Genomic DNA, 24,524 nt, shown 5'->3' with positions numbered 1-24,524 from the left:
TTTCGGACCGGTTGAGCGGAAGCGACACTCGGTCGGCAGCGGGCTCGGTCCTGCGCCCGGCTCACCTGGATCGGCGGCACGGCGCACCACACGTCGAACCGGACCCCGACGAGCAACCCCGATCGTGGCTGGTGTGACGACGCCGAGCCCGGTGGGTCAGCCGCGACCCAGCAATGCCTTGATCGACGCGGTCGCCTTCGGCTTGGGCTGCTCGGTCAGCGGCGCGTGAGGGTCGACAGCACGGGTGCCGGCGATGTCGCCGTTCGTTCCGGCCAATTCCTCGTAGTCGGAGTCGCCGGTCAGGTGGTAGAGCAGAAATGCGGTCAGTGCAGCGCGGGTGCGTTGCTGGGTCTTGCGGTCGGAGCTGTTGACTCCCAGTGCGCGGAGCATTCGCCGGCCTTCGACGAATCCGTCTGCCGTCGAGCCGTCGATCCGTCGGAGGACGGATGGTCCGTGCCAGGCCTGGGCGAGAGCCAATGAATTGTCGTTGAGCGAATCTGCGTTCGAGCTGTCGCCGACGACCAGTCCGGGCACGTCGAGGCCTGCGGCGGCGTCCTCGGACGACGGTGCCGTCGGTGCCGGAAACAGGGCGGCGACCGCTTTGACATCCGGTCGTCGGGAGGCAGCGAGTACGGCGGTCCCGGCGCCCATCGCGTGACCGACTGTGGCCAGATTCTCGGGATGCACGCTGATGTTGCCCGAGCCCAGGCGAACGCCGGTCATGATGTCGAGCACAGTGCCCAGGTCGGTGGCGAGTCCGCGGTGCGAGGGCACGAGGCCACGCTCGGTGTCGGGTGCTGCCACGACGAACCCCCACGACGCCAGGTGCTTCAGGGTGTCGGTGTAACTGCCGGGGCGCAGCATCCAACCGTGCGCGAACGCCACACCGGGCAGGCCGAAGCCTTCGGCCGGGGTGTAGACGACGCCAGGTTGCCCGGCCAGAGCCAGGTTCCCTCTGAGTACCTTGTGCGGGCCACGCTTGGAGAGAGCAGATGCCAGCTTCTTCGGTTTCGCCACGAGAGATGACGCTACCGAATGTGCTCGGGTATGGGGACGCCGGACACGGCGACCTGAGCGAATGGGTCGTGCGCGTCGTGCCGAGTACCCTGATGCACCATGTGCGGAATCGTTGGATATGTCGGCCACCGCCCAGCTTTGGGTGTGGTGGTCGAGGCGCTTCGGCGTATGGAATATCGGGGCTACGACTCCGCAGGAATCGCGATACTGGACGGCGCGGGCTCTACCGCGGTGGAGCGCAAGGCCGGGCGTCTGGCAAACCTCGAGGCCGAACTGGACGACATCGGCACCGATACGTTCGTCGGGACCACCGGCATGGGACACACGCGGTGGGCGACGCACGGGCGTCCGACCGACCGCAACGCTCACCCCCATCGCGACGCGTCCGGATCGGTGGCGGTGGTGCACAACGGCATCATCGAGAACTTCGGTCCGCTGCGTGCCGAACTCGAAACGGCGGGTGTGGAGTTCCTGTCCGACACCGATACCGAGGTCGCTGTCCACCTCGTCGCTCGGGCATACGCGGACGGGCCTACTGCGGGCGATTTCGTGGCCAGTGCGAAGGCAGTGCTGCGTCGCCTCGAAGGTGCGTTCACGCTGGTCTTCACTCATTCCGATCACGCGGACACGATCGTCGCGGCTCGTCGCTCCACGCCTCTGGTGCTCGGAGTCGGCGAGGGCGAGATGTTCCTCGGGTCCGATGTCGCTGCATTCATCGAGCACACGCGCGACGCCGTCGAACTCGGGCAGGACCAGGTCGTCGTCATCACGGCCGATGGCTACGACATCAGCGATTTCGACGGCAACGAGGCGCAGGGGCGTCCGTTCCGGATCGATTGGGACCTCGCGGCCGCCGAGAAGGGCGGCCACGACTACTTCATGCTGAAGGAAATCCAGGAGCAGCCCGCCGCCGTGGCCGACACGTTGCTCGGCCACTTCGACAATGGCCGGATCGTGCTCGACGAGCAGCGTCTTTCCGATCAGGAACTGCGTGACGTCGACAAGGTGTTCGTCGTCGCCTGTGGCAGTGCCTACCACTCGGGTCTGCTCGCCAAGTACGCCATCGAGCACTGGACCCGGCTGCCGGTGGAAGTGGAACTGGCCAGCGAGTTCCGCTATCGCGACCCGGTCCTGGATCGGTCGACCCTGGTCGTGGCCATCTCGCAGTCCGGCGAGACCGCCGACACCCTCGAAGCAGTGCGGCATGCCAAGGACCAGAAGGCTCGCGTCCTTGCGGTGTGCAACACCAACGGCTCGCAGATTCCCCGCGAGGCCGACGCAGTTCTGTACACGCGTGCAGGTCCGGAGATCGGCGTCGCATCGACCAAGGCGTTTCTCGCCCAGGTGACCGCGAACTACCTCGTCGGCTTGGCCCTGGCGCAGGCGCGCGGCACCAAGTACCCGGACGAGGTGGCGCGCGAGTTCGCCGAGCTCGAAGCGATGCCGGAGTTGGTGCAGCGGGTGCTGGAGACGGTCGAGCCGGTGCGTGCGCTGGCGCGCGAGCTGTCGACGTCGTCGACCATCCTGTTCCTCGGTCGACACGTCGGTTACCCCGTCGCTCTCGAAGGCGCGCTCAAGCTCAAGGAGCTCGCCTACATGCATGCGGAGGGCTTCGCCGCCGGTGAGCTCAAGCACGGTCCGATCGCGCTGATCGAGGACGGCGTTCCGGTCATCATCGTCATGCCGTCGCCGAAGGGCCGTGCGGTGCTGCACTCGAAGATGCTCAGCAACATCCGCGAGATCCAGGCCCGCGGCGCTCGAACGGTCGTCATCGCGGAGGAGGGCGACGAAGCGGTCCGGCCTTTCGCGGACAGCCTCATCGAGATCCCGGCGGCGTCGACACTGCTGCAGCCGTTGCTCTCGACGATTCCGCTGCAGGTCTTCGCAGCCGAGGTCGCTCAGGCGCGCGGCTACGACGTGGACAAGCCGCGAAATCTGGCCAAGTCCGTCACGGTCGAGTAGAAGGACCGGCGGGCTCGACACACTTGACGGCACGAGCGGGAGGACCTCGGCATGCGCGGCTACTACACACCCGAGCAGATCAGGAACGCCGAGGCTCCGCTGCTGCGATCGTTGCCCGACGGCACGTTGATGCGCCGCGCTGCGTACGGTTTGGCCTCGGTGGTGGCGCGCGAGCTCTTCTCGCGAACCGGCGGCGTCGCGGGGCGACGAGTACTGATACTGGTCGGATCGGGAGACAACGGCGGAGACGGCCTGTGGGCAGGTGCGTTCCTGCGCAGGCGCGGCGTCGCGGTGTCCGCGCTGCTGCTCGATCCGGACCGTGTGCACACCGAAGGTCTTGCGGCCCTGCGAGCCTCGGGGGGACGGGTCGTCACGGAGCCGGACGATCCGGACCTCGTCATCGACGCCATCGTCGGGATATCCGGGAAGGGTCCGCTGCGTCCCCACGCTGCCGGGATGGTCGACCGGATCACCGCGCCCGTTGTCTCCGTGGACATTCCCAGTGGCGTCGATGCAGAAACCGGTGAGGTGTCGGGACCGGCGGTGACCGCCGACGTCACCGTCACGTTCGGCGCTCGCAAACCGGTGCACGTGTTGGCCGTACCTCGTTGCGGCCGAATCGACGTGGTCGACATCGGGCTGACCCTGCCGACGCCCGAGATCGAGTCCTTCGAGCCGGCCGATGTAGGCCGAATCTGGCCGATTCCCACCGCGTCGGACGACAAGTACTCGCAGGGAGTCGTCGGCGTGTTGGCCGGCAGCGCCACGTATCCCGGGGCTGCGTTGCTGTGTGTCGGCGCAGCCGTCGCCGCCACGTCCGGGATGGTTCGGTACGTGGGAAGTGCCGACGCAGAAGTGGTCTCGCACCACCCGGAGGTCGTCGTCGCACCGGATCTGGATGCAGCGGGGAGGGTGCAGTCGTGGGTCGTCGGCCCCGGCTTCGGCACGGACGAATCCTCGGCGGACATCGTGCGTCGAGTTCTCGAATCGAATCTGCCGGTGGTCGTCGACGCCGATGCATTGACGATCCTCGCGGACAACGAGCAGTGGGTCGTCGATCGCACTGCACCGACGCTGTTGACCCCGCACGCCGGGGAGTTCGCCCGCCTGACCGGATCGGAACCCGGTCCCGACCGCGTCGCGGCCGTACGAGGCCTCGCCGCTCGGTGGGGCGTCACCGTGCTGCTCAAGGGCCGCGCGACGGTCGTCGCCGACTCGGACGGCACCGCGTTCGTCAGTGACGCGGGCGGATCCGCCGCGTCCACCGCCGGATCCGGGGACGTGCTGTCCGGCGTCCTCGGTGCCCTGCTCGCAACCGGAATGGCACCGTCGACGGCGGCCGCGTGCGGGGCCAAAGTGCACGCACTGGCCGCAGCCCATGCCGCGCACGGAGCCGATGGCGAATTCGCCGCCCCGATCTCGGCGACACCGTTGTCGAACAGCCTGCGAGAAGCCATCCGGACGGTCCGCTCGGTCGCTGTCTGAGCTGCACTGGGCTCGCCGGCCGACCTAACGGTGTGTCATGAGTTGTGCCACCTGATCCGTGGTGTGTGCGGCAGGGATGGCACTATCGAATGTTGTGACTATCGGTAACGGCGACGTGGAGACCGATCCGCGGACGGATTCGGGTGCTCTGGCAACCGTCGATCTCGATGCCGTGGCCCACAATGTCCGGGTTCTGCAGGAAGTCGCAGGCGACGCCGCCGTCATGGCCGTCCTGAAATCCGACGCCTACAACCATGGGGCAGGCCCCGTGGCACACGCTGCCGTCGCGGCGGGCGTGCACGAATTCGGGGTCACGACCATCGGCGAGGCCCTCGAACTGCGCGCAGCCGGAATCACCGTGCCGGTGCTGGCGTGGCTGCACCGGGCCGATTCGGACTTCGGTGCTGCGATCGCCGAGAACATCGGAGTCGGGGTCTCCACGGCCGGCCAGCTGAACTCGGTGATCGCCGCAGCCAGGCGGACCGGTCTCACCGCCGACCTCTCGCTCAAGATCGATACCGGCCTCAATCGCAACGGCGTTGCGCGGGCGGACCTCGATGTCGTCCTGGATGCCACCGCGTCGGCTGTCGCCGAGGGGTCCGTGCGATTGACAGGGATGTTCTCGCATCTCGCCTGTGCCGACGAACCGAATCACCCGGCCAACGACGCCCAGGCAGAGCGGCTCCGCGACGCTGTTGCCCGCGCCGGCCGGCGCGGTATCTCGCCGGCCGTCGTGCATCTGTCCAACTCGGCGGCAACGCTGACCAGGCCGGACCTCGGTTTCGACATGGTGCGTCCGGGTATTGCGCTGTACGGCCTGTCGCCGGTGCCCGATATGGGAGATTTCGGCTTGCGTCCGGTCATGACATTGTCCGCGCAGGTGGCCCACATCAAGAAGGTGAACCGAGGTGAATCGGTGTCGTACGGATACACCTGGACAGCTCCGACCGACACCGTGGTCGCACTGGTGGCGCTGGGTTATGCCGACGGGGTCGTACGCCGACTCAGCGGTCGTTTCGAGGTGACCATCGACGGTCGTCGCTACCCGTCGGTGGGGCGCGTGTGCATGGACCAATTCGTCGTCGATCTCGGCGGCGACAGCTCGGGTGTCGCCATCGGCGACGAGGCGATACTGTTCGGGCCGGGGGACAGCGGAGAGCCGCACGCTCAGGATTGGGCGGATGCGCTCGACACCATCGGCTACGAGGTCGTCACCGGCGTTCGTGGACGTGTTCGACGTCGTTTCGTCGGCACGCGCTCAGGGGAGGCGACGAAGTAGGCCATGCTGGGATTGCTGGAGAGTCTTGCGATAGTGGTGCGGGAGACGGCGTTTCGATCCAACAAGGATCCGCTGGCGACCGAGAATCTCGACCTGATGGACGCCGATCGAGGCAGTATCGTCACGGCGGACGACGGTGTTCCGCTGGCGGTCCGTGAGGTGGGGCCGGCGGATGCACAACTGACCGTCGTGTTCGTGCACGGATACTGCCTGCGCATGTCGTCGTGGCATTTCCAACGACGTGCGCTCGAACAGCAGTGGGGTTCGAGCGTGCGCATGGTGTTCTACGACCAGCGCGGTCACGGCCGCTCCGGGGTGCCCAGTGCAAGCAGTTGCACCATCGGTCAGCTCGGCCTCGACCTCGACGCGGTCATCCGTTCGGTCGTGCCCAAGGGACGCATCGTTCTGGTCGGGCACTCGATGGGCGGCATGTCGATTCTCTCCATGGCGCGACAGCGGTCGTCCGTCGTCCGGCAGCGAGTGATCGGTGCCGTGCTGATCTCCACTACGGCTGCCGGCCTCGCACAGACGGGAGTCGGCCGCAGCCTGCAGAATCCGGCAGTCGATGCTTTTCGACTGGCTGTACGCACGTCACCCGGCCTGGTGCAATTCGGGCGAGGAGCGGTGCGCGCCATCATTTCACCGGTGCTGCGCGCGGCCTCGTACGGAACGCGGGTGTCTCCTCGGCTGGTGGCATTCTCGCAGTCGATGATCGACGACACCTCCGTTGTCACTATCGTGAATTTTCTCGAGACGCTCGAACTGCACGACGAGTCGGCGGCTCTGGCGGAATTCGAGAACATTCCGGTGTCGGTGGTGTGCGGCGACGAAGACTGGATCATTCCCTTCGCGAGTTCGGAAGCACTCACCGACGCCCTGCCGAAATCGGAGATGGTGCGGGTGCGTCAAGGTGGGCACCTGGTGCAGTTGGAGTTCCCCGAACAGGTCAACGGTGCGATCCTTCGCCTGGTGGCGCGAGCATCGGAGCCCAAGAAGAAGCGGTGGGGCGTTGTCTGATTCCGAGAGTCCACCGAACTCGCGGCTCGACCTGCCCGTCGAGGCCGAACTGGCGACGGCGACGGACACTGCCGAGTTCGGTGCTCGGCTCGCGGACATTCTGGTCGCCGGCGATCTCGTCGTACTCGACGGTCCGCTCGGTGCGGGGAAGACCGCGATGACCAAGGGGATCGCGGCGGGTCTCGGGGTGCACGGTCGCGTCACCTCACCGACGTTCGTCATCGCCCGCGAGCATCGACCAGGCTTGCGCCCCAACGGTTTACCGCCTGTCGCTCTCGTGCACGTCGACGCCTACCGTCTGGGTATGACGGGACAGTCCGCGTTCGACGAGCTGGACGCGTTGGACCTCGATACCGATCTCGAGCACGCCGTCGTCGTCGTCGAGTGGGGCGAGGGCGTGGTGGAGACCCTGACGGATCAGCATGTCTCCGTGTGCTTGTCACGCGATCCGGAATCGGACGTCCGAAGGGTGAGTGCTCGACGGGTGAATGGCGATGCGCTCGGCCGCCCACCCGAGTGAGCACCGAAGCCCGGCGCGCCCGTAACGGCACTCGACGAAGCGTGCGATGCGGGTATCCCGGGTTCGTGGTGCCGCGGCTACGGGAGTGCTGGGTGCGGCCACCGGGCGGGTAGCCTTGATCCTCGTGCTCGTACTTGCCGTGGACACCTCGACCCCTGCCGTCACCGCAGGTGTGGTGCGGTTGTCCGACTCCGCTGCCGACGGGGCCGATGTCACCACCGTCGCCACCCGCATCAAGGTCGACGCGCGATCGCACGCCGAGGTTCTGACTCCCCACATCCTCGAGTGCCTGGCCGAGGCCGGCATCGTGGCTACCGATCTGGCGGCCGTCGTCGTGGGAGTGGGCCCCGGTCCGTACACCGGCCTGCGGGTGGGGATGGCGACCGCGGCCGCATTCGGTGATGCGCTCGGACTGCCGGTCCACGGTGTCTGCAGTCTCGACGCGATCGCGGCTGACGTCGACGAATCCGGATCGCTGTTGGTGGTCACGGACGCACGTCGTCGCGAAATCTATTGGGCACGTTACGAAGCCGGGGTTCGGGTAGCGGGCCCCGACGTGATCGCTCCGGCCGAACTGGAGCACGGAGGCGTCGACGCTGTCGCCGGTTCCGCGCCGCATGCCGCACTGTTCGGGTTGCCGGTGCGTGACGTGCAGGCCCCGTCCCCGGCAGGTCTGGTCCGGGTGGCTGCCACCGACATCGGCAGCGGGACTGTACCGGGACCGCTCGTTCCGCTCTATCTGCGGCGGCCGGACGCGAAGACACTCGCCGAACGGGCTGCGGAGAAGGCCGCGCGATGACGGTGACGATCGAACCGATGACGGTGCACGACTGCGCACGATGCGCGTATCTCGAGACGGTGCTCTTCGAGGGTGACGACCCGTGGTCGGCAGACGCGTTCGTGGCGGAACTGGCTGCGCCGCACAATCATTACGTCACGGCGAAGGAGGCCGGCGAGATCGTCGGTTACGCGGGAATCTCTCTGCTGGGGCAACCGAGCCGCGGCGCATTCGTCGCCGGTGAGGCCGAGGTGCACACCATCGGTGTCGATCCCGCGCACCATCGCCGGGGGATCGGCGGACGACTGTTGAGCGAATTGCTGCGCGTCGCCGACGATCACGGTGGGCCGGTGTTTCTCGAGGTGCGCACCGACAACGACCCGGCCATCGAGTTGTACCGACGTGAGGGCTTCGAGATCGTGGGTACCAGGGCGAAGTACTACCAGCCCAGCGGAGCCGATGCGTTCACCATGCGTCGGCCGGAGAAGACGGAGGCTGCCCGATGATCGTCATGGGTATCGAAAGCTCCTGCGACGAAACAGGAGTCGGCATCGTCCGCTGGCGCGACTCGGGTGTGTGCGAGTTGCTGGCCGACGAGGTGGCATCCAGTGTCGACGAGCACGCCCGGTACGGCGGAGTGGTGCCCGAGGTGGCGTCGAGGGCCCACCTCGAGGCCATGGTTCCGACGATGCGCCGCGCTCTCGCCGCCGCCGACATCGATCGTCCCGACGCGGTCGCAGTGACCATCGGACCAGGACTGGCCGGTGCCTTGCTGGTCGGAGTTGCCGCTGCCAAGGCCTACGCAGCGGCGTGGGACGTCCCCTTCTACGCCGTCAATCATCTGGGCGGCCACGTCGCGGTCGACACCCTCGAGCACGGTCCTATGCCGTCGTGCGTGGCACTTCTGGTCTCCGGTGGACATACTCATCTGTTGCACGTCGACGATCTGTCCAGGCCCATCGCGGAGCTGGGTACCACTGTCGACGACGCGGCCGGTGAGGCGTTCGACAAGGTGGCCCGCCTGCTCGGTCTGGGCTACCCGGGCGGTCCGGCGCTCGACGATGCGGCGCGCGAAGGCGATCCGACTGCAATTGCTTTTCCCCGCGGAATGACCGGCCCACGGGACGCTCGCTACGACTTCTCGTTCTCGGGGGTCAAGACGGCCGTCGCCCGCTTCGTCGAGGCCCGTCAGCGGGCCGGAGATCCGATTCCGGTCGCCGACATCGCGGCGTCGTTCCAGGAGTCCGTTGCGGATGTGTTGACGATGAAGGCGGTTCGGGCGGCGACAGACGTGAACGTCGATACCGTCGTTCTCGGTGGAGGTGCAACGGCCAACTCGCGGATCCGCTCGTTGATCGAATCACGGTGCGCCGACAACGGTTTGACGCTGAGAATTCCGAAGCCGCGGCTGTGTACCGACAACGGTGTCATGATTGCCGCCCTCGGTGCTCACCTGGTTGCCGGGGGCGCGGCACCGTCGGCTCTGACAGCGGTGACGGACCCCGGCCTGTCGGTCGCGACCAGTCAGGTTCCCGGCTGAGCGTCCTGAGGGGGCTCGGAGGTTCGCGGCGCTGCCGTGTCCGGTGACGTCCGGGGTTCGACGCTCTGACCGGATACAGCAGGTGGTGGTGACCAGACCGTCGGCGGAGCGGTCAATTCCGGAGTGGGATCCGAGCCACGGACGACCGTCGTGGGAACGGTGATCGATCCGGTCGGGACTTCCGAGCTTTCCGGAACCGACCCTGCCGAGGGCCGAGGTGTCGGTCCTGGGCTGAGCTCGATCGGGCCGGACGGCGTGGTGGGTTCGGAAGTCTCACCCGGGGCCGGGGTCGGCTCGACGGGCGAGCTGGTGGTCGGCGCGGGCGTCGTCGTGGGCTCGGGCGAGACCGGCGTCGACGGCTCGACGGTGACGCTGGTGCCCGCGTCGGGCGACGACGACTCCGGTGCCGGATCCATGGGCCAGTCGATCCGCGGGAGGTCGGGAGCCGGTCGCAGCGTCGGCGTGGTGGTCGGTGCCGAGGACGCGGGGAGTCGGGACGTCGGACGCGAGGAATCGGCTGTGGTCGCCGCGGGGCCGATCGGGTCAGCCGTGTAACGGGTCGAAGTCGGCGTATCGCTCGGCGAGTAGCCCTCGGCTGCGGGTCGTCCTGCGTCCCCGGCTGCGACGGGTTCGGTGGCGCTACCGGCAGGGGACACGCTGGGGTCGTCTGCCGGGGTCATCGTCTGCAGCCCGTAGGCGAGGACCAGCCCGCCTGCGACGACGGCCGCCGCGATCGCACCCGAGTAGCGACCCATCCGGCCCGCAGTCCGGCGTGCGGCCGAGACCAGGGGGTAATCGTTGTCGGTCACCGATGCGGCGACGACGGCCGCGCCCACGGCGAGCACGGCATCCGGCTCGGGGAGGCGAACGATGCGTGCATGGAACGTGTCGGTCAGAGACGTGGCCAGCAGCGGGATGTGGGCACCGCCGCCGATCAGCACGATGGCCTCGGGTTCATGGGTGCTTTCGTCGAACACGCTGCGCACGAACTGCGCTGCCTCGTCGAAGAGGGGCGACGCAGCGGTCTCGAATGCAGCGCGGCTCACGGTCAGCGGTACACCGCTGTATCGCTCGATGCGTGCTTCGTTCTCGTGTGAGAGCAGTTCTTTGATCGCCCGGTACCGCGCCGATCCGATTCCGCGGTCGTCGCGAATGTCGTCTCGCAGATTGTCGAGCGTCATGTTCTGAACGAGGTCCTTGACCAGTGCGTCGAGAACCACGCCGCCGATGGCCTCGGATCGGCCGTAGGACAGAACGACACCGTCGGTCCGGCGGGCCACGGTCACCGACAGTCCACTGGCTCCCAGGTCCACCAGGGCGATGGTGTCGTACCCGTCGACCAGACCGGTGGTGGCCAGATGTGCCGACGCGGCGGCGGCTTCCGGAACGAGCCGAACGTCTCGCGTGGTGTGTGCGAGTGCAGCGCGGATGCGCGCCGCATGTTCTTCGGTTCGGAAGGTGACTGCGATGGAATCGGGCTGCCGGTCGCCGGGAACGAGGGACGCCATCAGCTCGACCGCGGACGTCACGAGATCACCGACATCGATCTTCGCCTGGCGATCCGCCGAGACGGTGCGGTACTCGACTGCGTGGCTGCCGTCGGATTCGACGGTGACCAGGGCTGCGCACACGCCCTCGGATCCGGTGGATACACCGACTCCTACCCGCATGGTGTACCTCCGCCCCGTTGTCCGTGTGCGGGAACCGTTCGGTTCCGCCGATGTCGTGCAGTGCCTCTCGTCTGTCGAGTCGTAGCACGGCTGTCGATCGTTATCGTTCGGACAGCTCCGTTATCGTAACGTTACCGATCCCGTTGCGCGACCGTAATAATCTGCTCGGTCGGTTACTTCGTAGGCTCGGGTGCGGCCTCACCTGCGCCTTCGGCAGTGTCGTGGCGTCGAGAAAAAAGTGTGGAAATCCCCGTGTCGCGTGCCGAGGCGACCGGTGCGGGTCGGGTGGAAGTGCGATCCGGCCGAGTCGGTCGCCCGAACGCACGCCTGGCGAACCCAGCCCTTGAGTGCTGGCACTCTCGTGTATAGAGTGCTAGTTGGCACCGAGCGAAGTCCCGGCACCCGCGACGACGGGACCGAGTTTCGTGCCGAGTTTGTCAGGACCGCACGAGAAGTACTTACACACAGCTGTCCGGGGATCCGACCCCGGACGCGTACCCCATAACTTTGGAGGGCTCAACGTGGCGAGCGTGAAAATCAAGCCGCTCGAGGACAAGATCCTCGTCCAGGCCAACGAGGCCGAGACGACGACCGCCTCCGGTCTGGTCATCCCCGACACAGCCAAGGAGAAGCCCCAGGAGGGCACCGTCGTCGCCGTTGGCGAAGGCCGTGTCACCGAGAAGGGCAACCGAATCCCGGTCGACGTCAAAGAAGGTGACACCGTCATCTACAGCAAGTACGGCGGCACCGAGATCAAGTACGCCGGCGAGGAGTACCTGATTCTGTCGGCACGCGACGTGCTGGCAGTCATCGCCAAGTAGGCCACAACGCATCCCGCCCCGGAATCCGATTTCAGTGTCGGTCCCGGGGCGGAGTGCGTTCGATCGAGTTTCTTTACTCGAAGGAGTAACACCGAAACATGGCAAAGCAAATCCAATTCAACGAGGAAGCGCGCCGCTCTCTCGAGCGCGGCGTCGACAAGCTCGCCGACGCAGTCAAGGTCACTCTCGGACCGCGTGGTCGCCACGTCGTCCTCTCCAAGGCCTTCGGTGGCCCCACGGTCACCAACGACGGTGTGTCGATCGCTCGTGAAATCGACCTGGAAGATCCGTTCGAGAACCTCGGCGCCCAGTTGGTCAAGAGCGTCGCCACCAAGACGAACGACGTCGCAGGCGACGGCACCACCACGGCGACTGTTCTCGCACAGGCTCTCGTCCGCGGCGGACTGAAGAACATCGCCGCCGGAGCCAACCCCATCGCGCTGGGCACCGGCATCTCCAAGGCAGCCGACAAGGTTGCCGAGGCACTGCTCGCCGCCGCCACCCCGGTCGAGGGCAAGCAGGCCATCGCTCAGGTTGCCACCGTGTCCTCGCGGGATCCCGAGATCGGCGAACTCGTCGGTGAGGCGCTCACTCGCGTCGGTGCAGACGGCGTCGTCACCGTCGAGGAGTCCTCGACGCTGCTCACCGAGCTGTCGGTCACCGAGGGCGTCCAGTTCGACAAGGGCTACCTCTCGCCGTACTTCGTCACCGACGTCGACACGCAGGAAGCTGTGCTCGAGGACGCCTACGTCCTGCTGTACCGCGAGAAGATCACCTCGCTTCCCGACTTCCTTCCGCTGTTGGAGAAGGTTGCCGAGAGCGGCAAGCCGTTGCTGATCATCGCCGAGGACACCGAGGGTGAGGTTCTGTCGACTCTGGTCGTGAACTCCATCCGCAAGACGATCAAGGCCGTTGCCGTCAAGGCTCCGTTCTTCGGCGACCGTCGCAAGGCGTTCCTCGACGACCTCGCAGTCGTCACCGCAGGCCAGGTCATCACTGCAGATGTCGGCCTGAGCCTGAAGGAAGCCGGCCTCGAGCTGCTCGGCCGGGCGCGTCGCGTCGTCGTCACCAAGGACGAGACGACCATCGTCGACGGTGCTGGCTCGCAGGACGACATCGATGCCCGCGTCGGCCAGCTTCGTCGCGAGATCGAGAACACCGACTCCGAGTGGGATCGTGAAAAGCTCGAAGAGCGGCTCGCGAAGCTCTCCGGCGGCATCGCCGTCATCAAGGTCGGTGCCGCAACCGAGACCGAGCTCAAGGAACGCAAGTTCCGCGTCGACGATGCAGTTGCAGCGGCCAAGGCTGCAGTGGAAGAAGGCATCGTTCCCGGCGGTGGCTCCGCTCTGACTCAGGCCGCGTTGTCGCTGGCCGACGATCTCGGCCTCACCGGTGACGAAGCCACCGGCGTCGCAGTGGTGCGCACTGCACTGAACGCACCGCTGTTCTGGATCGCCACCAACGCCGGCATCGACGGTTCCGTCGTCGTCAGCAAGGTGGCCGAGTTGCCGAAGGGCCACGGTTTCAACGCTGCGACCCTGACGTACGGCGACCTGCTGGCCGACGGTGTGGTGGATCCGGTGAAGGTGACCCGATCTGCCGTGGTCAACGCCGCATCCGTCGCGCGCATGATCCTGACGACGGAGAGCTCCATCGTCGAGAAGCCCGAAGAGGAGTCCGAGGCCGCAACCGGCCACGGACACGCTCACTGATTTTCGGGTAGTACGACGAAGCCCCCAACCCGAACGGGTTGGGGGCTTCGTCGTGTGTGCAGCTGTGAATGTCGTGTGCTCAGACCGCGATGCGACGGCGGTTGTGCCGGGCGTGCAATTCGCGCTCCGTCTCGGACATCCCTCCCCAGATGCCGTACGGCTCGCTGACGTTGAGTGCGTGGGTGCGGCACTGAGCGAGTACCGGACAGCTGCGGCACATCTCTTTGGCGCGCATCTCTCGCTGTGCTCGCGCCCGACCCCGCTCGCCGTCGGGGTGGAAGAACATGGACGAGTCGACGCCACGGCACAGGCCGTGCATCTGCCAATCCCAAATATCGGCGTTCGGCCCAGGGAGGTGATTCGGCTGCGGCATGGAAACTCCTAGGGTGGTGTGGCTTCGACGGATTCGTGATCCGAACAGCGACAACGTTATGTGGGTCGACGAAATCGAGTCAATAGAGCTCGATCGTGGGCAAATGCATAGCGGGAGGGCGAAGAATTAACACGCTCGATATTTACTTCGAACCGCTCGCATGTGTGCGCTTCCGGTTGAGAAATCGGCCGAGTCGGGAGACGATGCTCATGGCACGACGCGGCGCAGGATCGACGGTGACGTGTCGGCGCGAGCCGGTGTCGCTCCGAATTCCACCGCGCGTTTCTCGAAGACCCGCAGCTCGAAGGTGTTGTCGCAGAGCGTCGAGCAGTGGCGGGCCGGGTTCGGCCTCGCTGCACGAGCGGCCGAGCGGATCGAGCGAGGAGTCGGTCGTTGTTGCCGAACGATTCCGATCGGCGGTGTCGAATGTGCCCGACGCATTCTTGTCCGGCTCCGATAAACGACCCGCCGTTTAACCCATTCGCCACACAGCGTTCAGATAACTGTTTCCGAAACAACACCTATTCACATTGTTAATTCTGTGAAAACTGCAGCGGCGTCCCGAAAGGTCGTCGTGAATGCGACAGCCCGTCCGGCGCGACATTCGCATTCGTGCGTTGTGTGTCCGTCGTTCTCGGTCGGCCCACTCGCGTGCCTGCGGTCCGGCTGTGGCCATACCCTGACGTCGTGCACTTGGTTTCGAAGTCCTCGCCCGTCACCGGAGAGTCCGACTGCATCGGGCTCGAGCTGAAAAAGGCGGCGTTCGGAGCAGACCCCGGTCGAACCGACCTTCCGGCGGCCACCGATGCGCGGCAGAGTTGGTGCCGCGGCGTCGCACTGGCCGGCCAGGGTCGGTACAACGCCGCCCGGGTCGAGCTCCGGCGGTTCCGGCCGACGTCGCAGGCGCTCGAGTCCCTGTACGAGTCGACCAGGGCGTCATGGCTACGCCAGGTCGGTCGGCACCGGCTCGCCCGCGGGTTCGACGGGAGGGCGGTGTTCCTGATCGGGCTCACCGGCGAGGCGCGAACGACGGACGCGGTGGAGGCGCGCAGTGATGCGCTGGTCGGATTGGCGGCGGATGCACTGGGGACCGGCCGATTCGGGTTCGCGGATGCGTTCCTGGCGCGCAACGCAGAGCTGCTCTCGGTGCGTGGCGGGTCGGATCTGTGGCGTCCGGCGCTGCGCGCGCACTGGGTGGCAGCCGAGCTGGCAATGATGCGTGGGGACGGCTCGGGAGCGCTCCGACACGCCGAGTCTGCTCGCGCACTTGCCGACGACACCGATTCGTTACGGCATCGCATCAAAACCGATCTGGTGATGGCCGCTGCCCTGAGCTGCGCCGGTGCGACCGAGCGCGCACGTGCAGGAGCCGTCGACGTGGCCTGCGCTGCGGCGATGCACGGTTTACTGCCCCTGCGCTGGGCCGCGACGATGCTGTGCGAAGGAACCGGGGGAGCGGATCCGAACATGGTTCCGGCGCGCGACCTGGGAGCCGCACTCGAACGAGTGGGTGGATCCGCGGTCGGTTGACCTGGACCGTAGCCGCACACGGACCGAGCGGTTCGATTGTGGGCCGTCGGTATCGCTATCCTTGGTTCGTTCCACCACCACGTGGAAGCGCTCCCAGGCGGGTGCGTACCTGTAACGCGGGGAAATTTGTCGACGATGAACAGTGCGGGTGAGGAGTTGGACTCTTTCGTCGTTGCCGCAGCGCAAGGCGATCGACTGGCTCTGTCCCGGGTCTTGGAATTCATCCGACCACTCGTCGTCCGGTATTGCCGGGCTCGAGTCGGTTCGGCTGAGCGTGGTCAGCTTTCGGCCGACGACGTGGCGCAGGAGGTCTGTTTGGCAGTCATGACCGCCTTGCCGCGTTACCAGGATCAAGGTCGTCCGTTCATGGCATTCGTGTACGGCATCGCGGCGCACAAGGTCGCAGATGCTCATCGCAGTGCCTCGCGTAACAAATCGGACCCGGCCGCCGAAGTACCAGATGTCGTGTCGACAGAACACGGTCCGGAGCAGCGAGCTCTGGAATCCGAGTCGAGTCGTCAGATGACTGCACTACTGGACACCCTGCCCGCCAAGCACCGCGAGATTCTGGTGCTCCGACTCATCGTCGGATTGTCGGCCGAGGAGACGGCAGCTGCGGTCGGCAGCACTGCAGGCGCTATCCGCGTGGCTCAGCACCGAGCTATCGCAAAACTGAAGAACGAAGTTGTGAGAGCAGGTGAAATGTATGGCTAGGGACAATGGTCACGGTGGCCCCGGTGAGACCCCGCGTCGCGGAATCTCGCGTATCGGAGAGCACGTGACACCCACTGGACCGAAGCAGAACGATCCCTATGCCGACATCGGCGCAGACGGTGGTCCCGTGGACCTCGTTGCCGTTCGTCGTGACGATGCCTTCATCGACGCGATCAGTGGTGACGGACCGATCGCAACCGATGATGCGGACGATTACCAACTCGCGCTCCTGCTCGCCAATTGGCGAGCGGACGTGATCACACCGTCCATGCCGGCCGGTCCTTCTCTCGACACCGTTGTTGCGGCCGTCGAGCGCGAGAAGGTGGCAGCCGACATGGCGCGATCCAGCGCCGCGAACCGCGGGGGCCGGATGCGTCTGTTGCGTCCCCTCGCCGGTGCCGCCGCCGCGATCGCGGTCGTGTTGGGCGGTCTGGTGGTCATCTCGTACAACTCGACGCCCGAGGATCCGCTGTGGAGCGTCAAGTCGGTCGTGTTCTCCGAGCAGGCCGATTCGACTGTCGCGCAGATAGATACGACATCGAAGCTGCAGGAGGCGGAGAACCTTCTGTCGTCCGGCGATGCCGACGCTGCCCGCGCTCTCCTCGACGGCGCATCGAACCGCAGTTCCGCGGTCATCGACGATGCTCAGCGAGCCGAACTCGACCAGTGGCTGGCCCGTTTGCTGCAGGAGTTGCAGGCCATGACGGCGCCGCCCGTGGTACCTCCGATGGGTGCGGCCCCGGCAGCCCCGTTGTCGGTGCCCAGCCAAGCAACTCTGGTTCCGACGGCTCCGGTGGAGACGGTTGCACCGGAATCCACCGCGGTTCCGAGCACGCCGAATCCGGAAACGACGACACCGGTCAGCCCTCCCGTCACCACGAGTCCGAGTCCGACGACCACCGACGTCACACCGACGGTGCTCGACAACCCGAATCAGCCGACGGCCACCGCCAATGGCAGTTCGTCCGAGAACGGCGACCGCATGTCGGTTCCGTCCGGCGGAAGCTGAGCGACAGGCCCTGTTCGACGACGCAGACCGTGAACAACGAAGAAGCCCGACACGATGATCGTGTCGGGCTTCTTCGTTTGTCTGGGGTCTCAGCTCTCGAAACCGTCTCCGTGCAGAGCGTCGTTCATGGATGCATCGGCGAAACCACGGCAGTAATCCCACGTGACGTACGCGTCGGGCACCGGGTCGTAGGCCGGCTCGTGCGGGCGCACGGTGCCGTCGACGAGTAGCTGAAGCAGATTCGCACGCAGCATGTCCCAGTCGTGGTAGTGGTCCTGCTGGCAGTCCTCGCAGCACACGACGAGTCCACGGATACCGCGGTGGCCGAGGAGCGCCTCGTAGACAGCGAGGTCCGCCAAGTCTTCTTCTACGGCCAGCCGTTCTTGGGGATCGAGAGGCTGGCCGGGCTCGATTGCATCGAGGGCGGCCGACGGGTCGGCGGGGTCTCCGGCGAACGGATCCGGGGGTAGACCGGGAGGCAGTTGATCGCGCACGCCTCCACGGTACGCAGAACTGGTGGGTCTGCGCCAGCCGTTCGAGTGCGACATGCCGGACGATCCGTACCGCCGGACCCCGTCGGGTCTTCGATTCGGTGCCTCCGAGCGTCCGCAGCGGGAGGCGTGCGCACTGATTGTGCCGCAGGCCGATACCATGGTTCCCGGCGCTGAACAGATGAGTGCAAGTGCCGAAACTCCATCCGTTCTCCAACACCGCACCGCGGTGCGCCTGCGAGCTCTCACCGGCCGCATGCCGCGCCCACGATGCAACCAGGCTCTAGGGAGGGCCAGATTCGTATGAGTAGTCCCGGAGCCCACGTCCGCACAGGCGGCGACGATCCCAACAAGGTCGCGATGCTCGGCCTCACGTTCGACGACGTCCTGCTGCTGCCGGCCGCTTCGGATCTGATCCCCAGCGCCGTGGACACGTCCAGTCAGATCACCCGCGAGATCAGGCTGCGAGTCCCGCTGGTCAGTTCTGCGATGGATACCGTCACCGAGGCGCGGATGGCCATTGCGATGGCACGTGCAGGCGGTATGGGTGTGCTGCACCGCAATCTCTCGTTGCACGATCAGGCGTCTCAGGTCGAGACTGTCAAGCGCTCGGAGGCCGGGATGGTCACCGACCCGGTCACCTGCAAGCCCACCGATTCGCTGGCCGAGGTCGACGCGATGTGTGCGCGCTTCCGTATCTCGGGGCTCCCGGTCACCGACGAGACCGGTGCGCTGGTCGGCATCATCACCAACCGCGACATGCGGTTCGAGGTGGATCAGAACCGTCGCGTCGCCGACGTCATGACGAAGGCACCGTTGATCACCGCGCAGGAGGGTGTCACCGCCGAAGCGGCCCTCGGCCTGCTGCGTCGCCACAAGATCGAGAAGCTACCGATCGTCGACGGCAAAGGCGCACTCACCGGCCTGATCACGGTGAAGGACTTCGTCAAGACCGAGCAGCACCCCGACGCCACCAAGGACCGCGACGGTCGACTGCTGGTCGGAGCAGCAGTGGGCGTCGGGCAGGATGCCTGGGCCAGGTCGATGGCACTGACCGATGCCGGCGTCGACGTCATCATCGTCGACACCGCGCACGGCCACAATTCTCAGGTGCTCGAGATGGTCAGCAAGCTCAAGGCAGAGGTGGGCGAGCGCGTTCAGGTCGTCGGCGGAAACGTCGCCACCCGCGCGGGCGCACTCGCCCTCGTCGAGGCCGGTGCCGATGCGGTGAAGGTGGGCGTCGGACCCGGATCGATCTGCACCACCCGCGTGGTCGCCGGCGTCGGCGCTCCGCAGATCACCGCCATCCTCGAAGCCGTGGCCGCGTGCAAGCCGCACGGTGTGCCGGTCATCGCCGACGGCGGTATGCAGTTCTCCGGTGACATCGCCAAAGCACTCGCCGCAGGCGCGTCGACCGCGATGCTCGGATCGTTGCTGGCCGGCACCGCCGAGTCTCCGGGTGAGCTGATCCTGGTCGGTGGCAAGCAGTTCAAGAGCTACCGCGGAATGGGCTCGCTCGGTGCGATGCAGGGACGCGGGGGAGCGAAGTCGTTCTCGAAGGACCGCTACTTCCAGGACGACGTGCTGGCCGAGGACAAGCTGGTTCCCGAGGGGATCGAGGGACGCGTCCCGTACCGGGGTCCGTTGAACCAGGTCATCCATCAGCTCACCGGTGGGTTGCGCGCTGCCATGGGGTACACCGGGTCGACGTCCATCGAGCACCTGCAGCAGGCTCAGTTCGTGCAGATCACCGCGGCCGGTCTCAAGGAGAGCCACCCGCACGACATCACGATGACCGCTGAGGCCCCGAACTACACCACCCGATAGTCGCGTCGGCCCCTGGTGGCCGAACGATTCGCTCTCGAAGTAGAAAGGTGCGCGCGTGCGCGACCTCGTTGAAATCGGCATGGGCAGAGAAGCCCGTCGCACCTACCAGCTGGACGACGTCGATATCGTGCCGTCTCGGCGGACCCGGTCGTCCAAGGAGGTGTCGACTGCCTGGCAGCTCGACGCTTATCGGTTCGACATTCCGGTGCTCGCCCATCCGACCGACGCGTTGGTCTCGCCTGCGTTCGCCATCGAGCTCGGTAAGCAAGGCGGGCTCGGGGTGATCAACGGCGAAGGGCTGTGGGCGCGGCACGCCGACGTGGAGGCCAAGCTCGATCAGTTGATCCACATCGCCGAGACCGATCTCGATCCCGACGCACCGATCGCATTCCTGCAGGAACTGCACGCTGCGCCGTTGCAGCCCGATCTGCTGGCCGCCGCAGTGGGCCAGGTGCGTGATGCAGGCGTCACCGTCGCTGTACGAGTGAGCCCGCAGAACGCCCGTGCTCTGACGCCTGCGCTGATCGCGTCGGGTCTCGATCTGCTGGTCATTCAGGGCACGATCATCTCCGCCGAGCACGTTGCGCACGGCGACGACGAGCCGCTCAACCTCAAGACGTTCATCGCCGAACTCGACGTTCCTGTCATCGCCGGTGGCGTCAGCGATCACCGGACCGCGTTGCACCTGATGCGCACGGGTGCGGCCGGCGTCATCGTGGGCTACGGCTCCGTCGAAGGTGGCACGACCACCGGTGAGGTGCTCGGCATCGGTGTTCCGATGGCCACTGCGATCGCCGACGCGGCAGCCGCACGTCGGGACTACCTGGACGAAACCGGTGGACGCTACGTGCACGTCATCGCCGACGGTGACATCACCACGTCCGGCGCACTGGCGAAAGCCATCGCCTGCGGCGCGGATGCTGCAGTGCTCGGTGCGCCGTTGGCCGTGGCCGCCGAGGCTCCCGGTGGCGGCTGGTACTGGCCGTCCGCCGCGGCGCATCCGTCGATGCCGCGTGGCGCGTTGCTGCCGATGTCCGCGGGGGAGCGTCCGAGCCTCGATCAGGTGCTGCACGGACCGTCGCGTGAGTCGTACGGCTCGATCAACCTCGTCGGCGGTTTGCGTCGCTCGATGGCGAAGTCGGGCTACTCCGATCTGAAGGAATTCCAGAAGGTCGGCCTGAACGTTCGGGCCTGACAGAACCCCCATACGACAGGGCGCGCACTCGATCTCCGGGTGCGCGCCCTGTGTCGTTCGTCGGGCATGTCCCGGTAAGCCGACCCTCGGTTGGTGATACCTTCCGTAACAGCTAGAATCGATTGTGGCGGTAGTCACACAGCGATGTGCATACTGTTCGACAGGTAACGGACGTAGCGGAGGTCACCATGGGTTCAGCTGGACGCGCAACGGATTACGACGTTCTCATCGTCGGTTCGGGCTTCGGTGGAAGCGTCACCGCGCTTCGGCTGGTGGAGAAGGGATACCGCGTCGGAATCCTGGAAGCCGGGCAGAGATTCGAGGACAAGGACTTCGCCAAGAACAGCTGGGATCTCAAGCGCTTCCTGTGGGCACCCAAGCTGGGTCTCTACGGCATCCAGCGGGTGCATCTGCTGCGCGACTGCCTGATCCTCGCCGGTGCAGGGGTCGGCGGCGGATCGCTGAACTACGCGAACACGCTGTACAAGCCGCAGGCACCGTTCTTCGAGGACAAGCAGTGGGCGCACATCACCGACTGGAGCAGTGAGCTCTCTCCGTTCTACGACCAGGCCACCCGCATGTTGGGTGTCGTGCGCAACCCGCACATGACCCCCGCCGACGAGGTGATGAAGTCGGTGGCCGAGGACATGGGCGTTGCCGACACGTTCATTCAGACACCGGTGGGCGTGTTCTTCGGAGACGAACCAGGTAAGACCGTCCCGGACCCGTACTTCGGTGGTGCCGGCCCCGAGCGCACGGGATGCATCGAATGCGGCGAGTGCATGACCGGGTGCCGCCACGGTGCCAAGAACACTCTGCTGAAGAACTACCTCGGGCTGGCCGAACGTGCCGGAGCCGAGATCGTGCCGATGACCACGGTCACCGGCCTGAATCCTCGGTCCGACGGCACCTGGGACGTCGACACCGAGCGCACCGGAGCGCGTCTGCGCAAGGGTCGCAAGACGTACAGCGCTGCCAATGTCGTGCTGGCAGCCGGCACATGGGGCACGCAGAACCTCCTGCACAAGATGAAGGACACGGGCACGTTGCCGCGGTTGTCGGACACTCTCGGTGAGCTGACCCGCACCAACTCGGAGTCGATCGTCGGAGCCGCGAAGTTGGCGGTCGATCCGAACATGGATCTCACCCGCGGCGTCGCCATCACGTCCTCGTTCCACCCCAGCCCCAACACCCACATCGAACCGTGCCGCTACGGCAAGGGCTCCAACGCGATGGGCATGCTGCAGACCTTGATGACCGACGGCGGAGGAAAGATTCCGCGTTGGCTCAAGTTCGTCTTCGCGCTGATCGCGCATCCGATCCAGTTCGTCCGCGTCGTCAACGTCCGGCACTGGAGCGAGCGGACCATCATCGCACTGGTGATGCAGAACCTCGACAACTCGATCACCACGTTCACCAAGCGGGGCCCCTTCGGCCGCAAGATCTCGAGCCGTCAGGGACACGGTCAGCCCAACCCGACGTGGATTCCCGAGGGCAACGACGCCACTCGGCGCATCGCGAAGAAGATCGGCGGCGTCGCGGGAGGGACGTGGGGCGAGCTGTTCAATATCCCGCTCACCGCACACTTCCTCGGTGGGTGCGCTATCGCCGAGGACTCGCAGCACGGCGTCATCGACCCGTACCACCGCGTCCACGGCTACCCGACTCTCAGCGTGGTCGACGGTGCGGCAGTCTCGGCCAACCTCGGAGTCAACCCGTCGCTGACCATCAGCGCGCAGGCCGAGCGGTCGGCGGCTCTGTGGCCGAACAAGGGCGAGTCGGACCTGCGTCCGGCGCAGGGCCAGCCCTACCAGCGCCTCGATCCGATCGCTCCGAACTCGCCCGTCGTGCCCGTCGACGCACCCGGCGGCCTGCGGCTGCCGATCGTGCAGATCAGGTCCGGTTCGGCGGCCATGCCCGTCGAACATTCGGGTGTCGCGTGAGCGATTCGGGTGCTGCGAGTGCACCGAAGCCGTCCCACTAGACTGACCAGGTGACCGACTCCTCTGCACACGATCCCGCACACGCACGGCCGGTTCTGGTCGTCGATTTCGGAGCCCAGTACGCACAGCTGATCGCCCGCCGGGTGCGCGAGGCAAGCGTGTACTCCGAGGTCATCTCGCACACCGCGACCGCCGAGGAGATCGCCGCCAAGGATCCCGTTGCTCTGGTGCTGTCCGGAGGGCCGTCCAGCGTCTACGCCGAGGGTGCACCCGAACTCGACTCCGCCCTGCTCGAACTGGGCGTCCCGGTCTTCGGTATCTGCTACGGGTTCCAGGCCATGGCGCAGGCGCTCGGCGGAACCGTCGAGCACACCGGAACACGTGAGTACGGGCGTACTCAGCTCAGCGTCGACGGCGGCCGCCTGCACGACGGTCTGCCTTCCACTCAGCCGGTCTGGATGAGTCACGGTGACGCGGTCACCGCTGCTCCCGACGGCTTCACCGTCACCGCGACCAGTGCCGGGGCTCCGGTTGCTGCCTTCGAGAACGAAGAGAAGCGGATGGCGGGTGTGCAGTACCACCCCGAGGTACTCCACTCACCACACGGACAACGGGTCCTGAGCCGATTCCTGCACGAGACCGCCGGAATCAAGCCGGACTGGACTGCCGCCAACATTGCCGACGCGCTGGTCGACGCCGTCCAGGAGCAGGTCGGTCCGACGGGTAAGGCGATCTGCGGCCTGTCCGGTGGTGTCGATTCCGCGGTGGCCGCGGCTCTGGTGCAGCGTGCGATCGGTGATCGGCTCACCTGTGTCTTCGTCGACCACGGCTTGCTGCGCGCAGGCGAACGCGAGCAGGTGCAGCAGGACTTCGTAGCCGCGACCGGTGCCAAGCTCGTCACCGTCGACGCGGTGGACACCTTCCTCGGCGCGCTCGAAGGGGTGTCGGACCCCGAGGAGAAGCGCAAGATCATCGGCCGCGAGTTCATTCGCAGTTTCGAGGGTGCCGTTGCCGAGGTGCTGGGCGAGAACGCCGAGCACGGTGATTCCGTCGAGTTCCTGGTGCAGGGCACCCTGTACCCGGACGTCGTGGAGTCCGGCGGCGGTTCGGGTACCGCGAACATCAAGAGCCATCACAACGTCGGCGGACTGCCCGACGATCTGCAGTTCGCGTTGGTCGAGCCGTTGCGTGCGCTGTTCAAGGACGAGGTGCGCGCCGTCGGACGCGAGCTGGGCCTGCCCGAGGACATCGTCGGCAGACAGCCGTTCCCGGGACCGGGACTGGCCATTCGCATCGTCGGCGAGATCACCGCGGACCGACTGGCCACGTTGCGTCACGCGGATTCGATTGTCCGAGAAGAGCTTACGGTCGCAGGCCTGGATCAGCAGATCTGGCAGTGCCCGGTGGTGCTGTTGGCCGACGTGCGCAGCGTCGGCGTGCAGGGAGACGGTCGGACCTACGGCCACCCCATCGTGTTGCGTCCGGTGTCGAGCGAGGATGCGATGACTGCAGACTGGACCCGGTTGCCGTACGACGTGCTGGAAACGATTTCGACTCGGGTGACCAACGAGGTTCCGGAGGTCAACCGAGTCGTACTCGACGTCACGAGCAAGCCGCCGGGCACCATCGAGTGGGAGTAGC

Annotated in this window: 21 protein-coding genes; 17 read left to right on the top strand and 4 right to left on the bottom strand. The window is 66.3% G+C overall.

The genetic code is table 11. The features are described from left to right. Nucleotides 1-156: 156 nt before the first annotated feature. The gene (locus CH285_RS01065; RefSeq protein WP_032388212.1) at nt 157-1,017 is read right to left on the bottom strand and encodes a dienelactone hydrolase family protein; all 861 of its coding nucleotides are present in this window, start codon (nt 1,015-1,017) and stop codon (nt 157-159) included. Nucleotides 1,018-1,116: 99 nt separating this feature from the next. Between CH285_RS01065 and glmS the strand changes: the two genes are divergently transcribed. The 8 genes from glmS to tsaD all read left to right on the top strand — a co-directional run bounded on the left by glmS (nt 1,117) and on the right by tsaD (nt 9,598). Beyond that, on the top strand, nt 1,117-2,979 hold the full coding sequence (gene glmS / locus CH285_RS01060) for a glutamine--fructose-6-phosphate transaminase (isomerizing) (protein ID WP_094642601.1): 1,863 nt from the start codon (nt 1,117-1,119) through the stop codon (nt 2,977-2,979). A 51-nt stretch (nt 2,980-3,030) separates the two neighbouring features. Continuing rightward, entirely contained in the window at nt 3,031-4,464 is a 1,434-nt protein-coding gene (locus tag CH285_RS01055; RefSeq protein WP_094642600.1) for an NAD(P)H-hydrate dehydratase, read from the top strand. A 76-nt stretch (nt 4,465-4,540) separates the two neighbouring features. Continuing rightward, on the top strand, nt 4,541-5,743 hold the full coding sequence (gene alr / locus CH285_RS01050; protein WP_094716600.1) for an alanine racemase: 1,203 nt from the start codon (nt 4,541-4,543) through the stop codon (nt 5,741-5,743). Nucleotides 5,744-5,746: 3 nt separating this feature from the next. Then, complete coding sequence (locus CH285_RS01045; RefSeq protein ID WP_027496355.1) at nt 5,747-6,760, top strand: alpha/beta fold hydrolase; 1,014 nt, start codon at nt 5,747-5,749, stop codon at nt 6,758-6,760. Continuing rightward, nucleotides 6,753-7,280 (top strand): tRNA (adenosine(37)-N6)-threonylcarbamoyltransferase complex ATPase subunit type 1 TsaE, encoded by a 528-nt coding sequence (gene tsaE / locus CH285_RS01040; protein WP_032371041.1) that lies wholly within the window; start codon nt 6,753-6,755, stop codon nt 7,278-7,280. Before CH285_RS01045 ends, tsaE begins: the two co-directional genes overlap by 8 nt. Nucleotides 7,281-7,404: 124 nt before the next feature. Continuing rightward, nucleotides 7,405-8,079, top strand: coding sequence for a tRNA (adenosine(37)-N6)-threonylcarbamoyltransferase complex dimerization subunit type 1 TsaB (gene tsaB / locus CH285_RS01035; RefSeq protein ID WP_032371131.1), 675 nt, complete (start codon nt 7,405-7,407; stop codon nt 8,077-8,079). Next, nucleotides 8,076-8,564 (top strand): ribosomal protein S18-alanine N-acetyltransferase, encoded by a 489-nt coding sequence (gene rimI, locus CH285_RS01030; RefSeq protein WP_027496358.1) that lies wholly within the window; start codon nt 8,076-8,078, stop codon nt 8,562-8,564. Before tsaB ends, rimI begins: the two co-directional genes overlap by 4 nt. Then, nucleotides 8,561-9,598: a tRNA (adenosine(37)-N6)-threonylcarbamoyltransferase complex transferase subunit TsaD gene (gene tsaD / locus CH285_RS01025; RefSeq protein WP_057474249.1), complete on the top strand. Its 1,038-nt coding sequence runs from the start codon at nt 8,561-8,563 to the stop codon at nt 9,596-9,598. Before rimI ends, tsaD begins: the two co-directional genes overlap by 4 nt. On the opposite strand, the gene CH285_RS01020 is transcribed toward tsaD, so the two are convergent. Beyond that, entirely contained in the window at nt 9,583-11,268 is a 1,686-nt protein-coding gene (locus tag CH285_RS01020; protein ID WP_080732015.1) for an Hsp70 family protein, read from the bottom strand. The two genes, tsaD and CH285_RS01020, sit on opposite strands and share 16 nt — an antisense overlap. Before the next feature lie 521 nt (nt 11,269-11,789). On the opposite strand from CH285_RS01020, the gene groES reads away from it, so the two are divergent. Continuing rightward, nucleotides 11,790-12,089: a co-chaperone GroES gene (gene groES / locus CH285_RS01015; protein WP_008718149.1), complete on the top strand. Its 300-nt coding sequence runs from the start codon at nt 11,790-11,792 to the stop codon at nt 12,087-12,089. A gap of 98 nt (nt 12,090-12,187) precedes the next feature. Next, a complete protein-coding gene (gene groL, locus CH285_RS01010) occupies nt 12,188-13,801 on the top strand; it encodes a chaperonin GroEL (protein ID WP_027496360.1) in 1,614 nt (537 codons plus the stop codon). A gap of 79 nt (nt 13,802-13,880) precedes the next feature. On the opposite strand, the gene CH285_RS01005 is transcribed toward groL, so the two are convergent. Continuing rightward, a complete protein-coding gene (locus CH285_RS01005) occupies nt 13,881-14,174 on the bottom strand; it encodes a WhiB family transcriptional regulator (RefSeq protein ID WP_027496361.1) in 294 nt (97 codons plus the stop codon). Nucleotides 14,175-14,861: 687 nt separating this feature from the next. Between CH285_RS01005 and CH285_RS00995 the strand changes: the two genes are divergently transcribed. From CH285_RS00995 to CH285_RS00985, 3 genes are all read left to right on the top strand, one after another. Further along, a complete protein-coding gene (locus CH285_RS00995; protein WP_141214989.1) occupies nt 14,862-15,704 on the top strand; it encodes a hypothetical protein in 843 nt (280 codons plus the stop codon). 135 nt (nt 15,705-15,839) lie between these two features. Further along, complete coding sequence (locus CH285_RS00990; protein ID WP_027496363.1) at nt 15,840-16,418, top strand: sigma-70 family RNA polymerase sigma factor; 579 nt, start codon at nt 15,840-15,842, stop codon at nt 16,416-16,418. Further along, nucleotides 16,411-17,427 (top strand): anti-sigma-D factor RsdA, encoded by a 1,017-nt coding sequence (locus CH285_RS00985; protein WP_052055057.1) that lies wholly within the window; start codon nt 16,411-16,413, stop codon nt 17,425-17,427. Before CH285_RS00990 ends, CH285_RS00985 begins: the two co-directional genes overlap by 8 nt. Before the next feature lie 89 nt (nt 17,428-17,516). On the opposite strand, the gene CH285_RS00980 is transcribed toward CH285_RS00985, so the two are convergent. Further along, nucleotides 17,517-17,921, bottom strand: coding sequence for a DUF5319 domain-containing protein (locus CH285_RS00980; protein ID WP_027496364.1), 405 nt, complete (start codon nt 17,919-17,921; stop codon nt 17,517-17,519). Between the two features lie 300 nt (nt 17,922-18,221). On the opposite strand from CH285_RS00980, the gene guaB reads away from it, so the two are divergent. The 4 genes from guaB (at nt 18,222) to guaA (ending at nt 24,523) form a co-directional block, all read left to right on the top strand. Then, nucleotides 18,222-19,745, top strand: coding sequence for an IMP dehydrogenase (gene guaB / locus CH285_RS00970; RefSeq protein ID WP_032365609.1), 1,524 nt, complete (start codon nt 18,222-18,224; stop codon nt 19,743-19,745). Nucleotides 19,746-19,800: 55 nt separating this feature from the next. Next, a complete protein-coding gene (locus CH285_RS00965; protein ID WP_094642597.1) occupies nt 19,801-20,940 on the top strand; it encodes a GuaB3 family IMP dehydrogenase-related protein in 1,140 nt (379 codons plus the stop codon). A 188-nt stretch (nt 20,941-21,128) separates the two neighbouring features. Further along, complete coding sequence (locus tag CH285_RS00960) at nt 21,129-22,883, top strand: FAD-dependent oxidoreductase (protein ID WP_032408015.1); 1,755 nt, start codon at nt 21,129-21,131, stop codon at nt 22,881-22,883. Nucleotides 22,884-22,933: 50 nt separating this feature from the next. Further along, the gene (gene guaA / locus CH285_RS00955) at nt 22,934-24,523 is read left to right on the top strand and encodes a glutamine-hydrolyzing GMP synthase (protein ID WP_094642596.1); all 1,590 of its coding nucleotides are present in this window, start codon (nt 22,934-22,936) and stop codon (nt 24,521-24,523) included. The last annotated feature ends 1 nt before the right edge of the window (nt 24,524 follow it).

This window comes from Rhodococcus sp. 05-2256-B1, from assembly GCF_002258465.1.
Taxonomy (GTDB): domain Bacteria; phylum Actinomycetota; class Actinomycetes; order Mycobacteriales; family Mycobacteriaceae; genus Rhodococcoides; species Rhodococcoides fascians.
Note: the sequence above shows the minus strand (reverse complement) of the source record. Positions and strands in the feature narration are given on the sequence as shown.